This is a genomic window from Maricaulis sp. (genome assembly GCF_030149235.1).
Classification (GTDB): domain Bacteria; phylum Pseudomonadota; class Alphaproteobacteria; order Caulobacterales; family Maricaulaceae; genus Maricaulis.
Genome location: NZ_JASBRW010000036.1, coordinates 1 through 16,199, shown reverse-complemented (window position 1 = coordinate 16,199; position 16,199 = coordinate 1). Strand labels below are relative to the sequence as shown.

General features: G+C 62.1%; 12 protein-coding genes. 8 read left to right on the top strand and 4 right to left on the bottom strand.

Annotated elements, in window-relative coordinates:
* Positions 1–145 precede the first annotated feature (145 nt).
* On the top strand, positions 146–2,752 hold the full coding sequence (gene clpB / locus Q1V51_RS05095) for an ATP-dependent chaperone ClpB (protein ID WP_300553739.1): 2,607 nt from the start codon (positions 146–148) through the stop codon (positions 2,750–2,752).
* Positions 2,753–2,806: 54 nt separating this feature from the next.
* On the opposite strand, the gene Q1V51_RS05090 is transcribed toward clpB, so the two are convergent.
* Together Q1V51_RS05090 and Q1V51_RS05085 are read right to left on the bottom strand one after the other, a co-directional pair.
* Positions 2,807–3,241 (bottom strand): glyoxalase superfamily protein, encoded by a 435-nt coding sequence (locus Q1V51_RS05090; RefSeq protein WP_300553736.1) that lies wholly within the window; start codon positions 3,239–3,241, stop codon positions 2,807–2,809.
* Positions 3,242–3,541: 300 nt separating this feature from the next.
* Positions 3,542–5,071 (bottom strand): peptidoglycan DD-metalloendopeptidase family protein, encoded by a 1,530-nt coding sequence (locus tag Q1V51_RS05085; protein ID WP_300553733.1) that lies wholly within the window; start codon positions 5,069–5,071, stop codon positions 3,542–3,544.
* 255 nt (positions 5,072–5,326) lie between these two features.
* Here Q1V51_RS05085 and chpT point away from each other — a divergent pair, with 255 nt between their 5' ends.
* From chpT to Q1V51_RS05055, 6 genes are all read left to right on the top strand, one after another.
* Positions 5,327–5,998 (top strand): histidine phosphotransferase ChpT, encoded by a 672-nt coding sequence (gene chpT / locus Q1V51_RS05080; RefSeq protein ID WP_300553730.1) that lies wholly within the window; start codon positions 5,327–5,329, stop codon positions 5,996–5,998.
* A gap of 138 nt (positions 5,999–6,136) precedes the next feature.
* On the top strand, positions 6,137–8,917 hold the full coding sequence (locus Q1V51_RS05075; RefSeq protein ID WP_300553728.1) for a chemotaxis protein CheA: 2,781 nt from the start codon (positions 6,137–6,139) through the stop codon (positions 8,915–8,917).
* On the top strand, positions 8,914–9,387 hold the full coding sequence (locus Q1V51_RS05070) for a chemotaxis protein CheW (protein WP_300553726.1): 474 nt from the start codon (positions 8,914–8,916) through the stop codon (positions 9,385–9,387). Before Q1V51_RS05075 ends, Q1V51_RS05070 begins: the two co-directional genes overlap by 4 nt.
* A gap of 13 nt (positions 9,388–9,400) precedes the next feature.
* The gene (locus Q1V51_RS05065) at positions 9,401–9,775 is read left to right on the top strand and encodes a response regulator (RefSeq protein ID WP_300553723.1); all 375 of its coding nucleotides are present in this window, start codon (positions 9,401–9,403) and stop codon (positions 9,773–9,775) included.
* A 10-nt stretch (positions 9,776–9,785) separates the two neighbouring features.
* Complete coding sequence (locus tag Q1V51_RS05060) at positions 9,786–10,961, top strand: chemotaxis response regulator protein-glutamate methylesterase (protein ID WP_300553721.1); 1,176 nt, start codon at positions 9,786–9,788, stop codon at positions 10,959–10,961.
* Between the two features lies 1 nt (position 10,962).
* Positions 10,963–11,808, top strand: a complete 846-nt coding sequence (locus Q1V51_RS05055) for a protein-glutamate O-methyltransferase CheR (RefSeq protein WP_300553718.1) — start codon at positions 10,963–10,965, stop codon at positions 11,806–11,808.
* Between the two features lie 183 nt (positions 11,809–11,991).
* On the opposite strand, the gene ctrA is transcribed toward Q1V51_RS05055, so the two are convergent.
* Positions 11,992–12,687 (bottom strand): response regulator transcription factor CtrA, encoded by a 696-nt coding sequence (gene ctrA / locus Q1V51_RS05050; protein WP_300553716.1) that lies wholly within the window; start codon positions 12,685–12,687, stop codon positions 11,992–11,994.
* Positions 12,688–13,045: 358 nt separating this feature from the next.
* A complete protein-coding gene (locus tag Q1V51_RS05045; protein ID WP_300553714.1) occupies positions 13,046–14,485 on the bottom strand; it encodes a hypothetical protein in 1,440 nt (479 codons plus the stop codon).
* A 319-nt stretch (positions 14,486–14,804) separates the two neighbouring features.
* Here Q1V51_RS05045 and fliI point away from each other — a divergent pair, with 319 nt between their 5' ends.
* Positions 14,805–16,148 carry a flagellar protein export ATPase FliI gene (gene fliI / locus Q1V51_RS05040; RefSeq protein WP_366522709.1) on the top strand — a complete coding sequence of 448 codons (1,344 nt, stop codon included), beginning with the start codon at positions 14,805–14,807 and terminating at the stop codon, positions 16,146–16,148.
* Positions 16,149–16,199 lie beyond the last annotated feature (51 nt).

Genomic DNA, 16,199 nt, shown 5'->3' with positions numbered 1-16,199 from the left:
GCATGGTGCGAAATTGTCGCGGAATTTGCTTTCCTCGACCTCTTGTGTGGCCTCTTCGCCACACCTACATGGCTCATGAAGGCGGCGCACCGTGCTTGTTCAAGGCGGCCAGTCGCTCAAGTCTCGCCATTAATGGGAGATCGATATGGATTTTGAGACCTATACCGACCGTGCTCGCACCATTGTGCAGGCGGCCCAGGGGCTGGCGCTGAAGTCGAGCCATCAGCAATTTGCCCCGGAACACCTACTGCGTGCCCTGCTCGACGATGAGACGGGCCTGTCCAGCAATCTGATCCAGGCCGCGGGCGGGCGTATCCGCCAGGTCAGCGATGCTGTCGACCAGGCGCTCGCCGCCCTGCCAAAGGTCGAGGGTGGTGAGGGCAAGCTCTACCTCGCCCCCGCTACCGCGCGCGTATTCCAGGCCGCCGAAGAAGCCGCCAAGAAAGCCGGCGATCAATTCGTCTCGGCGGAACGCATGCTGCAGGCGTTGAGCCTGACCCCCGACAACAAGGCGTTTGACGCGCTCAAGGCCTCCGGCGTAACGCCGCAGGCGCTCAACTCCGCCGTCAATGATCTGCGCGCCGGCCGGACCGCGGACAGCCAATCGGCGGAAGACAGCTATGAAGCGCTGAAGAAATATGCCCGCGACCTCACCGAGGTTGCGCGCGAAGGCAAGCTCGACCCGGTCATCGGCCGCGACGAGGAAATCCGCCGCGCCATCCAGGTGCTCTCGCGCCGGACCAAGAATAACCCGGTCCTGATCGGTGAGCCGGGAGTCGGCAAGACCGCTATTGCCGAAGGCCTGGCCCTGCGCATCGTCAATGGTGATGTCCCCGAAAGCCTCAAGGACAAGCGCCTGCTCGCCCTCGATATGGGCGCGCTGATCGCCGGTGCGAAATATCGCGGTGAATTCGAGGAACGCCTCAAGGCCGTGCTCGGCGAGGTGGAAAGCGCCAATGGCGAGATCGTCCTCTTCATTGACGAGATGCATACCCTCGTCGGCGCCGGCAAGACCGATGGCGCCATGGATGCCTCCAACTTGCTCAAACCCGCCCTGGCGCGTGGCGAGCTGCACTGTGTGGGCGCCACGACGCTGGACGAGTATCGCAAGCATGTCGAGAAAGACGCCGCCCTGGCGCGCCGCTTTCAGCCGGTCATGGTGGAAGAACCGACCATTGAGGACACGGTCTCCATCCTGCGCGGGCTGAAGGAAAAGTATGAGGTGCACCACGGCGTGCGCATTGCCGACAGCGCCATTGTTTCGGCGGCCAACCTTTCCAATCGCTACATCACCGATCGTTTCCTGCCGGACAAGGCCATCGATTTGATGGACGAGGCTGCTTCGCGCCTGCGCATGCAGGTCGACAGCAAGCCGGAAGAGCTCGACGAGATCGATCGTCGCGCCATCCAGCTCAAGATCGAGGCGGAAGCGTTGAAGAAGGAAAGCGACGACGCCTCGAAGGAGCGGCTGGACAATCTCAGCAAGGAAATCGCGGAGCTGGAAAGCCGTTCGGCCGAACTGACCGCCGCCTGGCGGGCCGAGAAGGACAAGCTGGCCTCCGCCACAACGATCAAGGAAAGCCTCGACCGGGTGCGTCAGGAATTGCTCGACGCGGAACGCCGCGGCGATCTCGCCCGGGCCTCCGAGCTGAAATACGGCCAATTGCCGGAGCTGGAGCGCAAGCTCGTCGAGGCCGAGAGCCAGGGTGACGCCGACTCCATGGTGCAGGAAGTCGTCGACGATGAGCAGATCGCCCATGTCGTCTCGCGCTGGACCGGGGTTCCGGTTGATAAAATGCTCGAGGGCGAACGCGAAAAACTCCTGCGCATGGAAGACGCGCTGCGTGGCCGTGTGGTCGGGCAGAGCGAGGCTCTGGTCGCCGTTTCCGATGCGGTTCGCCGGGCCCGTGCCGGTCTGAAAGACCCCAACCGCCCGATCGGCTCCTTCCTCTTCCTGGGGCCCACCGGTGTCGGCAAGACCGAGCTGACCAAGGCGCTGGCGGAATTCCTGTTCGACGACGAGACGGCGGTGAGCCGGCTGGATATGTCGGAATATATGGAGAAACACTCCGTTGCCCGCATGATCGGCGCGCCTCCGGGCTATGTCGGTTATGAGGAGGGCGGGGCGCTGACCGAAGCGGTGCGCCGCCGGCCCTACCAGGTCGTGCTGCTCGACGAGGTCGAGAAAGCCCATGCCGACGTCTTCAACGTGCTCCTGCAAGTGCTCGATGATGGCCGTCTTACGGATGGGCAGGGGCGCACGGTCGATTTCCGCAATACGATCATCATCATGACCTCAAATCTCGGATCCGAGCATCTGCAATTGGTCGATGATGTGAATGAGGCCCGCGACGGGGTGATGGCGGTGGTACGCGGTCACTTCCGTCCGGAATTCCTCAACCGGATCGACGAGACCATCCTCTTCTCCAAGCTCAAGCCGGAGCATATGGGCGCCATCGTCGACATTCAGCTCGGTCGCCTCGCCGGCCTGCTGGAAGGTCGCCGCATGACGATCGATCTCGACCAGGCCGCCCGCGACTGGCTCGCCACCAAGGGCTTCGACCCGGCCTATGGTGCGCGCCCCCTGAAGCGCGTGATCCAGAAGGAGGTCCAGGACCCGCTGGCCCGCCTGCTGCTGGAAGGCTCGATCAAGGATGGCGACGAAATTCGCGTCACAGCCGAGGCCGGCGTGCTGGTCATCAATGGCATGGCCGTGGGCGAGAAACGGCCTGAGAGCGTGGTGGTGAATTAAACCCGTCTTTCAAGGCGCAGCAAAAAGGGGCCGGTGAAAACCGGCCCCTTTCTCTTACAAATCCAGCTCCAGTACGGGCTGGCCATCACTGGTCTTGTCCCAGCTGGCGCCATTGCGTTCCAAGACGCCGGAAACCCGGCGCCGGTGGGAGGAGAAGTGTTCCGAGGCGACCACATCGATCGGCTGGTCGAACTCGATCACGACCTGGCGGCGTTCACCCTTCATCATCTGAAGGCCGAGCAATGTGCCGGTGAAGGCGTGGCCGAGATATCGGCCGGTGATGCGGGCGCCGACATTGAGCGGGCGCGGGGCGGGATTGTCCAGCTTGGCGCTGAGCGTGTTCCAGTCGCGATAGCCGAACTGTTTCGCGGTCAGCTCGAGCGCCTCGCCATGGCTGACGAAATTGCCTTCCGCGACCAGGGATTGGCGCAGGCGTTTGGCCAGGGCTTTCGCCGTGGCGCGATCAGGCAGGGATAGGGTTTCAGACATCGTCTTCCTCATGCGTTACAGGGCATGCAGGTCTTCGTGACGGGGCTCGCCTTGCCATCATCTCCGCATGTCGCTGTCGCGATGAGAGAAGGATGTATCACCGGGCTTTCACCATCACCTATTCGGTGTGCGAGCGGCAGGCAGTCCGGGGCCGGGCGTCTATTTAGGGATCGGGGCGTGAAAGATCAATGGGGCGCTTTGTGTTGCGCTTCCCCCCTCAGACCTTGAGCCCCTGGTGGGCTCAAGCCCAGCTCCCCCGCCCGCGGGGGAGCCCGGTTTTGTGTGAGATGTCGCGGGTGACTATTGCGCGCCGCCGTTTGAGGCGTCCGCCATGACCGGGGCTTCGCCGGAGCGGGCGTCGACGGCGCCGTCACGGATTGCCAGGATGCGGTCGCGTTCGGCTTCAAACAGCGGGATCTCGTCCGCATTGAGCTGGCGGCCGGTCGGGAGGTCCAGCGTCATCGGGTTCACCGGGCTGCCATTATGGTGGACTTCATAATGCAGGTGCGGGCCGGTGGAGCGGCCGGTGGTGCCGACATAGCCGATCACCTGGCCCTGGGTCACACGCGTGCCCGAGCGGATGCCGCGGGCAAAGCCGTTGAGGTGGGCATAGGCCGTCTCATAGCCATTGGGGTGACGCAGGCGGATATAATTGCCGAAACTTCCGAACCGGTTGGCGCGCAGGACCACACCATTACCAGCGGCGAAGATCGGTGTGCCGGTCGGGGCGGCGAAATCGGTGCCGTTATGATTGCGGGTATAGCCCAGGATCGGGTGGCGGCGGCGGCCGAAATGGGAGGACAGGCGCGCGCCATTGATCGGGGTCAGCATCAGAAGACGCTGAGCGCTGGCGCCATCGCCGGAATAATAGCCGATAATCCCGTCTTCCGTTTCATAGCGGAAGAATTCCTTGGGCTCGCCGCGGCCGGCATAGCGGGCATAGAGAATGTCGCCCGTGCGGGCGGTATTGCCGTCTTCATCAATATGGCGTTCGAACAGGATATCGAACTCATCGCCTTCACGGATGGAACGCTGGAAGTCGATGGCATAGGCGAGGACACCGGCCAGCTCGACCACCACGCGGTCGGTGGCGCCGGCGTCGAGCGCGTCGACATAGAGAGAGGTCGAAATCGTACCGGAGGCCCGGGCCATTTCGACGTCGAACTCGGCAATCGTCTCGCGGGCGCGGAAACCGTCGCCGAAGGTGCGGGCGACGGTAATGGCACGGTCGACATCGGGGCGGAAGGAGAGACCGTTCAGGGCGACCTCGCGGCTCTCATCGGAGCGGGTCTCAAGATAGAGATTAATGCGTTGACCGGCGCGCAGCTGCCGCAGGTTGAAGACATTGCCCAGGGCGGAGATGGCGCGGGCCGCCTCGACATTGCCGACGCCGGCATCGTCCAGTACGCCGGCCAGCGTTCCGCCGCGGGGCACGCGGGCTTCCACCTGGACGATGCTGGCACAGCTGGAGCAATCGCGGAAAGCGGCCGCATCGAGGCGCGACATATCGGTCACGGGCGCATAGACAAAATGCTGGTTGAACAGCGTGCTGGCGGCCGGGGCGGTGGAGCGCTCCAATTCCGGTTCCGACGGTGACGTGCTGGTCAGCGTGGTCTCGATCGCCGTCTCGGCCATATCGGCAGCACCGGTCGCGCCCAGTGCGGCGGTCGCGACGATGGGCTCGGCTACCTCGAGGCTGGCGGCTTCACTGGAACTGTTCTGGGTCGACAGGAGCGCAAAAAGCAGGGCCGTTGACAGGCTCAGGCTGGCAAAGGCGACAAGGCCACGGGCGCGGTGCTTGTCCGCTCGGGTAACATCAAATCCTGACATCGCTTGGTCGATACTCCGGTCAGTCTCGTTCGGACACGTCTGTTTCGGCAATCACTCGCATAAAGCAGACACTCTGGCTCTAGCAAGTACCGCACCGTTTCGCATTGCCAGCGCGTTACGGTGCAAGACGGCCCCCCGACCCGTCCCGAATCATGTCCTGTGCTGATCCGGTTGCCAAGTCCTTTCCACGCCGGAATTTCCTATGCAGGTGTCAAAACGCGCTCTCGCGTTCAAGAATCGTGTATCGCTAGCGCCATGACAGCTGAACTTCCCGCCGAACTGGCCTCCGACCAACTCGCCGCTCTGCTTTGCGCGCGCCTGTGCCACGATCTCGTCAGCCCGGTGTCCGCGCTCGGTGCGGCGCTGAGTGTGCTCGATGATCAAGATTCCTCGGACATGCATGACGACGCCATGGAGCTGGTGCGCGAAAGTGCACGGCAGGCCCAGGCCAAGCTGGAGTTTTCCCGTCTCGCCTTTGGTGCGGGCGGTTCGGCGCCGGCCATGCTGGATACGCGCGAATTGCAGCGCCTGACCGAGGCGATGTTCTCGGCGGTCAAGCCGCAGATCGTGTGGAAGGTCGAGGCGGCCGGGCTGGAGAAGACCTCCGCACGCCTGCTTCTCAACCTCGCCATCATGGGCGTTGATGCGGCGCCGCGCGGTGGCACGGTGACCATTGAGGCGACCGATAATGGCGGCAATTCCCGCATCCGCGTGGTCTCTGAAGGTCCGCGCGCGCGTCTGGAAGAAGCGGCCGGTGTCGCCCTCGACGGCGGCATTCCCGAAAATGGTCTGGATGGTCGGTCTATCCAGCCGTTTTATACCGGTCTGATCGCCCGTACAGCGGGTGGCCGGGTCAGTGGCCGGGTCGATGAGGAGCGCGTTGAATTTGCGGCTCTGGTCGAGGCTCCGGCCGGTATGATTGGCTAATCCAAGCCCTTTCATATCTGATAACTGAAAGCGGAGTGTTTGGTTTCGTTGAGCCAACAGTCCGTTAACCAAGCGCATGTCAGGTTCGTGGCCGATTAAGCACCAATGGGTGCACACGCCATAATGACGGGACCTGCCATGGACGATCTTATCAGCGAGTTTCTGACCGAGACTGCGGAAAGCCTGGACGTCATCGACTCCGAACTGGTGCGGTTTGAGAATAATCCGGATGATCGGGCCATTCTCGACAACATCTTCCGCCTTCTGCACACCGTAAAAGGCACGTGTGGCTTCCTCGGCCTGCCGCGCCTGGAAGCGGTCGCTCATGCGGGTGAAACCCTGCTGGGCAAGTTCCGCGACGGTGAGCTGAAAGTCACACCGCCGATGGTGACGCTGGTTCTTGAGTCGATCGACCAGATCAAGGTGTTGCTCGCCGCGCTGGAAAATACCGGTGTCGAGCCTGCAGGCGACGACAAGACGCTGATCAAGCGCCTGGAAGACGCCGCGATGGGTGTCGCCCAGGAACCGACCGAGCCGGAAGCGCCGGCTGAACCGGAAGTTCCTGAAGGTTTTGACGCTGATCTGGGCCGCGAGCTGCGCCCAGGTGAGGTGTCTCTGGCAGACCTGGAAGCCGCATTCCAGAATACTGAAGTGGAAGGCATCGAGCCGGCCGCAGCCGAGGTCGCGCCGGAACCGGAAGCGACATCCCCGCTTGGCGTCGGGGATTTCGATCCGGAGCTGGGCCGCGAGATCCGTCCCGGCGAGGTGTCCACCGCCGAGCTGGAAGCGGCCTTCGCGTCCGCCGAGCCGGACCCGGGCATGGCGCCACCGAGCATTATCACTGAAGACATGAGCGCTGAGGAAGCGCTGCAGACCGCTGTGGCCGAGCTGTCCGGCAATTATGCCACTGCCGGCAGTGAGGGTGGTCCGCGCGTGCAGCAGACGGTTCGCGTCGGCGTCGACGTGCTTGAAGCGCTGATGACCACGGTTTCCGAGCTGGTGCTGACCCGTAACCAGTTGATGCAGACCGTTCGCGGTATTGAAGACGACGAGATCAAGGGTCCGCTGCAACGCCTGTCCGCTGTGACCGGCGAGCTGCAGGACGGCGTCATGAAGACTCGGATGCAGCCGATCGGTGATGCGTGGCGCAAGCTGCCGCGGATCGTCCGTGACGTGTCCAATGAGGTCGGCAAGAAGATCGAACTCTTGATGGACGGCAATGAGACCGAGCTTGACCGTCAGGTCCTCGAGCTCATCAAGGATCCGCTCACCCACATGGTGCGCAACTCCGCCGACCACGGCCTGGAAATGCCGGAAGACCGCGTCAAGGCGGGCAAGCCGGAGAAGGGCACGATCAAGCTCTCCGCCTATCATGAAGGCGGTCACATCATCATCTCGATTGCCGATGACGGTAAGGGACTCGACACCAAGCGGATTGCCGACAAGGCGATCGAAAAGGGTTTGACGACGTCCGACGAAGTCGCGCGCATGACCGAGCAGCAGATCCACCGTTTCATCTTCGCTCCGGGCTTCTCGACGGCAGCGAAAGTCACCAACCTGTCCGGCCGCGGTGTCGGCATGGATGTGGTGCGCACCAATATCGAGCAGATCGGCGGTGTCGTCGACGTGTCCTCGACGGCCGGTCGCGGCACGCATTTCTCGATCAAGATCCCGCTCACTTTGGCCATCGTGTCGGCCCTGATCATCGGTTGCCAGGATCAGCGTTTCGCCATTCCGCAGTTGGCGGTTCGCGAGCTGGTCCGCGTCGGTGCCGGGTCCGAGCATTCCGTTGAGACCCTCAACGAGGCCCGTGTCATGCGCCTGCGTGACCGTCTCATGCCGATTGTCGACCTGCACGAAGTGCTCGGCGTCGGCGATCGCCTCAATACCGAGGAAACCGCAGCCTTTGTCGTCGTTCTCGACGCCGGCGGCCGCAATGTCGGCCTGGTGGTCGACAATGTCCTCGACACCGAGGAAATCGTGGTCAAGCCGCTCTCGGAAAGCCTGCGCGGCGTGCAGGCCTATTCCGGCGCCACCATCCTCGGCGATGGCTCGGTGATCATGATCCTGGATCCGAACGGCCTGGCCGGTGAGATCATCTCCACCATGGATGATGAAGCCACCACCGAGGCTGCAGCCGCGACGGTGAGCGAAGTGCAAGAAACCCAACGCCTGCTTCTGGTTCGCGCTGGCGGCGAGGAACCCAAGGCGGTTCCGCTCTCGCTGGTTACTCGCCTGGAAGAATTCGACCCGGCGACCATCGAGCGTACCAACGACCGCGATGTGGTTCAGTATCGCGGCCGCCTCATGCCGATCGTGCCGATGGGCGCACAGGTTCAGTGCACCGAAGGCCAACGTCAGCCGATCCTGGTGTTCTCGGAGAACCACACCTCCATCGGCCTCGCGGTCGACGAGATTGTCGATGTGGTCGAAGAGCGCGTCGATCTGCAGATGGGTTCCGATCGCCAGGGCGTCATCGGTTCCGCCATCATCAAGGGCAGGGCGACCGATGTCGTTGATATCGCATGGTATCTCGATCAATCGCGCGCCGGTGATGTCCAGCGCCGCACGTCGCAGCGCCGCCGTCGCCTGCTGCTGGTCGATGCCGACGCCTTTACCCGCCGCATGATCGCGCCTCTGCTGGCTGCAGCCGGTTATGACGTCACTCCGGCTGGCGGCGTGCACGAAGTGCAGCGTATCGCCGAAGCCGAAGAGCAATTTGATGCGCTGGTTGGTGACCCGGCTGCGCTCGACCGTATTCGCAGCCAGGGCTACTGGCCGGATCTGCCGACCATTGCTGTGACCGACTGGCCGGAAGACACGCAGGCTGAGGGTCTCACCGCCGTATTGCCGCGGTCTGACCGCAGCGCCCTGATCGCAACACTCGACGAAGTTTCTCAAGAGGAGAAAGCGGCATGAGCAACGATAGTTCCGAGCTCGGTACCGAAGAAATCAACGAATACGTCTCCGTGCGTATCGGCGACCAGTTGTTCGGCGCCCCGGTCAATGCGATCCGTGAAGTCTTCACGCCGCAATCGGTGACCTCCGTACCGCGCTCTCCGTCAGAAGTGGCCGGTCTTCTCAACCTGCGCGGCCGTATCGTCACCGCAATCGACGCCCGGACGCGCCTTGGACTGCCGCAGCGTTCTGCCGATGAGACGGGAATGGCACTTGGTGTCGAGCGTGGTAGCGAAATCTTTGGATTAATCGTGGACAGTGTCGGTGAAGTGCTTCGCCGCCCGCGTGCAGAACTGGAACCGGTTCCTGCACATGTCGACGCCAACTGGCGTTCCATGGTGACCGGCGTGCACCGACTGGAGAAGGAACTATTGGCCGTTCTGGACGTCTCCGCCGTGATCGGTAGCACGGCAGGACACGAAGCGGCCTAGGGGAGTTGAGTGGATGAAAACCTGTTTGGTTGTTGACGATTCCCGCGTCATCCGAAAAGTCGCGCGGAAGATTATCGAAGAGCTCGAATTCGGCTGTGTCGAGGCGGCAGACGGGGCCGAGGCCCTGGAAGCCTGCCGCAAGCAGATGCCCGACGCGGTCCTGCTGGACTGGAATATGCCGGTCATGAACGGGCTCGATTTCGTCAAGGCGCTGCGGCGCGAGGAAAATGGCGATCGGCCGGTCGTTGTGTTTTGCACGACCGAGAATGACATGTCCCACATCACCGAAGCGCTCCGCGCCGGTGCGGACGAATATGTGATGAAGCCGTTCGACGGCGACATTATCGAATCGAAATTCCAACAGACAGGTCTGTTGCGGGCTTCGTAAGGGGGCGACCATGTCAGGACTCGCCTCTTCATCTGCGGCCAGCCAATCCATAGCCCGGGTCCTTGTCATTGATGACAGTGCCGTAGCGCGCGGACTCATGACGCGCTGGGTCGAGGAAGACAAAGATCTTGCCCTTGTGGGCTCTGCCGTCGATGGCGAGCAGGGCCTGGCGAAGGCCACGGAACTCAAGCCCGATTTGATCGTGCTCGATGTCGAGATGCCGAAAATGGACGGTCTCGCGGCCTTGCCATTACTGCTCAAGGCGGTGCCGGGCTGTAAGATCGTTATGGCCTCCACGTTGACGCGTCGCGGCGGTGAAGTGACCATCCGTGCGCTGTCGATGGGGGCAGCGGATTACACGCCGAAACCGCAGGCTGGCCGTCTGGCCGGTGCCGAGGAATTTCGTCAGTCGCTTCTGGGCAAGCTCAAGGCGCTCGCGCCGCGGCCGATCCCGCCTGTCCCGTCTTCACGGGACATCCGGCCGGCTCCGCCAGTGGCCCGCACTCTGCGTCCGAGCTCCACGCCCGCCGCCCCGGCTGCACCGGCTGTGCGTCGTCCCCTGACGCAAGCGCCGGCGGGGCGCGGCCCAGTCGCCCGGATGCGGGGCAAGCCCGAGATTATTGCCATTGGCTCGTCCACGGGTGGTCCGCAGGCCCTGCGCGATGTGATCGAGAAAATCCCTGGCGATGCGCGTGTGCCGCTGGTGCTGGCGCAGCACATGCCGGCGCTGTTCACCAAGATCCTGGGTGAGCACCTGACCAAGGCGGGCAAGATTCAGTGCAAGGAAGCGACCGACAAGGAGCGTCTGGCTCCGGGCACCCTGTATATCGCCCCTGGCGATTTTCATATGACGGTGCGCAAGGATGCCGGCGGTTTCTATGCTGTGCTTGATCAGTCGCCACCGATCAATTTCTGCCGTCCCGCCGTCGATCCGCTGTTTCAGTCGGTGGCCGAGGCCACGAATGGCGCAGCGCTTGGCGTTGTCCTGACGGGCATGGGGCATGACGGGCGCGATGGCGCGCGTACCCTCCGCAATATGGGCGGTACCGTGATCGTCCAGGATGAAAAAACAAGTGTTGTCTGGGGAATGCCCGGTGCAGTCGCCGAGGCCGGCCTGGCTGACGAAATACTGCCGCTGGCGGAAATTGGCTCTGCTGTCGCCCAGCGGATGAAAGGTGGGATGTAAAATGATCAAACAAGACGACATTACCTTCGTCGCCGCGGAAGCGTTCAAACGCTCCGGCCTCGTCCTGTCGGCCGACAAGGGCTATTTGCTGGAAAGCCGTCTGGCTCCGCTTGCCCGGGCCGAAGGTTATCCCTCCATCGAGGCTTTGATCGCCGCCGTACGTCGCGATCGCTCCGAGCGTCTGCTTTGGGGCATTACGGAAGCCCTGGCAACGCACGAAACCTTCTTCTTCCGCGACAACACGCCGTTCGACCTGTTCAAGCAGGACATCCTGCCGAATCTGGCCCGTGCCCGCGGTCTCAATGGCTCGATCCGTATCTGGTGTGCCGCATGTTCCTCGGGTCAGGAGCCGTATTCCCTTGCCATGCTACTCGATGAAGAGCGCGCTCGCCTGGGCAATCTCAAGGTCGAGATTGTGGCAACCGACATGGCGCCACGGGTATTGGAAAAGGCCAGGGCCGGGATTTACTCGCAGTTCGAGGTTCAGCGCGGTCTCGCCATTCAGCGCCTGGTCCGCCATTTCGAGCAGACCGGGGATCAGTGGCGCATCAAGCCGAATATTCGCCAGATGGTGACTTTCCAGAAGCAGAACCTGCTTGAAAGCTTCAATGCCATGGGCACGTTCGATGTCGTCTTCTGTCGCAATGTGCTGATCTATTTCGATGCCGAGACAAAGAAGCAGGTTCTTGCGCGCCTCGCCAAGCAGACTCCGAGTGACGGCTATCTGATCATGGGCGCCGCTGAGACGGTTGTCGGTCTGTCCAAGGACTTTGAGCCGGTTGAGGGCCGTCGTGGTCTCTACGGACGCACAGACGGCGCTGCAGGCAAGCGCAGCGCCGCTGCCTAGGCCGGCCCCGAACGCAACAGGATAAGGCCCGCTGGTTCGCCAGCGGGCTTTTCTTTGGCGATCTATCACTGCCGGATCACGTTTGCCCGTTTCACCGGTGGTCACCCACAAGAAGGTGATCAGGCACAAGAAAAAGCCCGGGCCGTGAAGCCCGGGCTTTTCTTCAGAAAATGAGGCCGGTTTCTAGGAGGCGGCTTTTTCCTCTACCGGGTCGCGCAGCACATAGCCACGGCCCCAGACCGTCTCGATGTGGTGTTCGCCATCGGTGGCCGCGGCCAGTTTCTTGCGGAGCTTACAGATGAAGACGTCGATGATCTTCAGTTCCGGCTCGTCCATGCCACCATAGAGGTGGTTGAGGAACATTTCCTTGGTGAGCGTCGTCCCCTTGCGCAGGGAGAGCAGCTCGAGCATCTGGTATTCCTTGCCGGTCAGGTGCACGCGCTGGTTCTCGACCTCGACCGTCTTGGCGTCGAGATTGACCGCGATGGCGCCGGTGCGGATGACAGACTGGGAATGGCCCTTGGAGCGGCGAACGATGGCGTGGATGCGCGCGATCATCTCGTCCTTGTGGAAGGGCTTGGTCATGTAATCGTCGGCGCCACAGCCCAGGCCGCGCACCTTGTTGTCGATGTCCGCATTACCCGTGAGGATCAGGATCGGCGTGTCGACCTTGGAAACGCGCAGCGTCTTGAGCACGTCGAAGCCCGGCATGTCGGGCAGGTTCAGGTCGAGCAGGATGATATCGTAATCGTACAGCTTGCCGAGATCGACGCCTTCTTCACCCAGGTCCGTGGTGTAGATGTTGAAACCTTCTGATTTCAGCATCAGCTCGATGGACTGGGCCGTGGCCCGATCATCTTCAATAAGAAGAACCCGCATTGGTTCGCCTCCGGTTTAAATCACCAGACGACTCGCTGCGCCCGGCCTCAGTTCTGAATTAACCTTATTCGGACGCTATGCGGAAACCCTTAACGAAAGTTAACTGCGCCTTGACCATCTGCCGGAATCGCAGGGCCGACCGACCTTCTTGACACCATCCGATTCGAAATCCGCGTTAACCATTCAGGGTTTAGCCCGGAGGTCATTGATCATTCGGGATAAATCGGGACGCGCTTATAGATTATAAAGCGCATAAAGTATGTCGGATCAGCCCCGGAAAAGTGCAGTTTCCATAGCAAAACGGCCCGGAACGGAACTGTTGCGAGCCGTTGATAGCCGGTTTTCCACAGGCTGATGGTTACTCGGCGGCCACCAATTCGGGTTCGATCAGGGCCAGAAGCGGAGCGATTTGCTCATTGGCGGCCTGCTTGCGGCCATCAAACAGGATGCGGTCTTCATAGCCGCTGATCCACAAGGCGTTCCGATTGCGCCGGGCAATGACAAGATCGCCCTGCCGGTCCTGGTAGGGAGTGCGGTGCAGGCGGAATATGATCAGCCCGTCCGCCAGGGCTTCGCCGAGCGGTCCGGCGAGGCCGCGCAATTGCGGTTGCGGATCCGTCATCCCCACGACTTCCATCTTGCCGGCCTCGGTTGAGAGGGCAAAGCGCGAGCGCTCGATGCCGGAGAGCGCGTGCTGGCTCTCCCTGTGCAGGGCAAAGGCTTCCTCGACCGGAACAGCAAAGGCGCGATGGCCTTCGATCTCGCGGCACTGGAAGAAATAGTGGTTATTGATCCCGATGCGCTTCATCTCGCGCTGGAGCAGGCGCAGGTCCTCGACACTGTCATTGACGCTGTCGATGATCGGGGTCTGGTTCTCCAGATTGACGAAAGAGCGTGCGCGCAGCTGGCTGACCGCCCTGGCCACCTTCGGATTGCGCATCGGACGGCCGTGCTCGTCATGGAAATAGCCGCCATCCTCATCCAGCAGCAGCACTTCATCGGGATGGGTGAAATGGACCATGAAGGAGACTAGGACCTGCGGATGCAGTTCGTGGAACAGGTCCAGCATGGCGAAGAAGTTTTCGTCGAAGCGTTCGGGGAAGAAGGCAAGTTCCTTGGTGCCGATGCGGATAACGTCAAGACCGGCTTCGGCCAGACCGTTGAGATAATCGAACAGATTGCGGTTCGACAGCACCATCGGGTCGCCGCCGGACAGCAGCGCTTCGCGGATTTTCGGTCGTGAGGTCAGGCCGGTTTCGACTTTTTTGTTGTGACCGGTGATGTAGTCGACGATCTCATGGATCGAGGCGGTGTCCTTCTCCGTTTTCCCGGTCAGGAAGTCGGAGCGGTAGCAATAGCGGCACCAGGCCGAACAGGTCCGCACCACGTAAAGCAGGACCAGCTCATATTTGTGCAGGAGGCCCGGGATCGGGCTGTAGGAGAGCTGGTTGGACGGATCGCTCTCGCCGGACAGGTCATCGGTTTCTTCCGGACGCGCCTTGATCAGATTGCGCACGGCCTCAGAACGCTTGGCGAGATCGAGATAATAGCCGGTCGCGCGCGGCGGAAGACGATCGGAGATACCCGCATCGGCGAGCGCGTTGAGCTCGTCGGCGGAATAGATCGCAGCGCCTCCATCATCGAGATAAGCCTGGTATTGCGCCAGGTCATGCTGGATGTAGCGGCGGAATTTTGTTTCCCGGATCTGACCGTAAAGATTGCTTTTGTGCTGCCGGCTGACAGCTTTCTTCTTCGGCCTGGAACCTGCAATGAGAGTGCGGGACTTGGCGGGCGGCATAGGCTGTCTCCCGTCAGCTTTTGTAGCGGTGCAGCGTCGTCGGGCGCACCGCGGAGTGATACATTGGGGAGGATGTGGCGGATCAGACCCGGCCAGGTTCAATCGGCGGGCATGAACTTTCATGCGCGATTGAACGCCCCTCCAGCTCGCAGCCGAACATAGCGTCGATATCGCTCTTGTGAACCGCTCGCGTCTTAAAAACTTCACCCTGCAACAATTGCCGGGTGTTTACGCGCCAGCAACCGCGTTGCGCTAAAGTGTTTGAGAATCGGGTCCGGGCACCGCGCCAAGATCCTCCCAGGAGTGCCTGACGGCAATGATGCAAACCCTCATCGATCGCATTGAACGTGCTGATGCCCGCGTGCTGGAAGGCCGGGTAACAGCGCTCAATGGTCTCCTGGTCGAGGCCGAGGGCCCCAAGGCGGGGTTGTCGCTGGGCGCACATGCCGTGATCGATACACCCCGCGGTCCGGCCGAATGCGAGATTGTCGGCTTTCGCGGCGAAACCGCGCTGATGATGCCCTTTGGGCCGCTCGAGGGCGTCCGGCCGGGCGCCAAGGTCAAGCTGCAGCCGGAACCGGCGCGGGTGCGCCCCTCCAGAAGCTGGCTTGGGCGTGTACTGGACGGTTTCGGCCGGCCGCTCGACAGCGGGCCGCCGCTGATGGATGGGGCTCACCCCTATCCTCTGAAAGGCGATCCGCCGAGTGCTCATGGCCGGGCACGCTTGGGTACGCGCCTCGATATGGGCGTGCGGGTCCTCAATGCCTTCGTGCCGATGCGGCGGGGCCAGCGTTTGGGTATTTTCGCCGGCTCCGGTGTTGGTAAATCCGTTTTGATGTCGATGCTGGCGCGCGCCTGTGAAGCCGATGTCATCGTCATCGGCCTGATCGGCGAGCGGGGCCGGGAGGCGCGCGAGTTCGTCGAGGATGTTCTCGGTCCGGAAGGCCGCGCGCGTTCGGTAGTGATTACCGAGACGTCCGATGCGCCGGCCCTGGCCCGTCGTCAGGCCGCGCACCTGACCCTGTCGGTGTCAGAGTATTTCCGCGATCAGGGTATGGATGTTCTCTGCCTGATGGATTCCGTCACTCGTTTCGCCCTCGCTCAGCGCGAAATCGGCCTCGCGGCCGGCGAACCGCCGACCACGCGCGGATATACGCCGTCCGTATTTGCTGAATTGCCACGGCTACTTGAGCGCGCCGGGCCCGGTCCTGAGCGCATGGACGGCGGAAAACAGGGCTCCATTACCGGACTTTTCACTGTTTTGGTGGATGGTGATGATCATAACGAGCCGATCGCGGACGCCGTACGCGGTATTCTCGACGGTCACGTGGTGATGAGCCGGGCGATTGCAGAACGCGGACGATACCCGGCGATCGATGTTTTGAAGTCCGTCAGCCGGACGGCGCCGGAGGTGTTCGAACCTGATGAGCGGCCACTGGTGGCAGAGGCGAGGAAGGTTTTGTCGGCTTATGCCGATATGGAGGAATTGATCCGGCTGGGGGCATACACCCAGGGATCGAACCCGGCGGTAGACCGGGCAATCGCCCTCAACGATCCGTTGGAGGCGTTCCTTGGCCAGTCAAAAGACGATGCGGCGGACATTCCGTCGACATTCGCAAGTCTGGCCGGGATACTTGGTGGTGGTGAAGGAGTAGCGTCATGACACGCTCGCACGAACCTTTGATCCGGCTGGCCCGGTTCAAGGTGGAAGAAC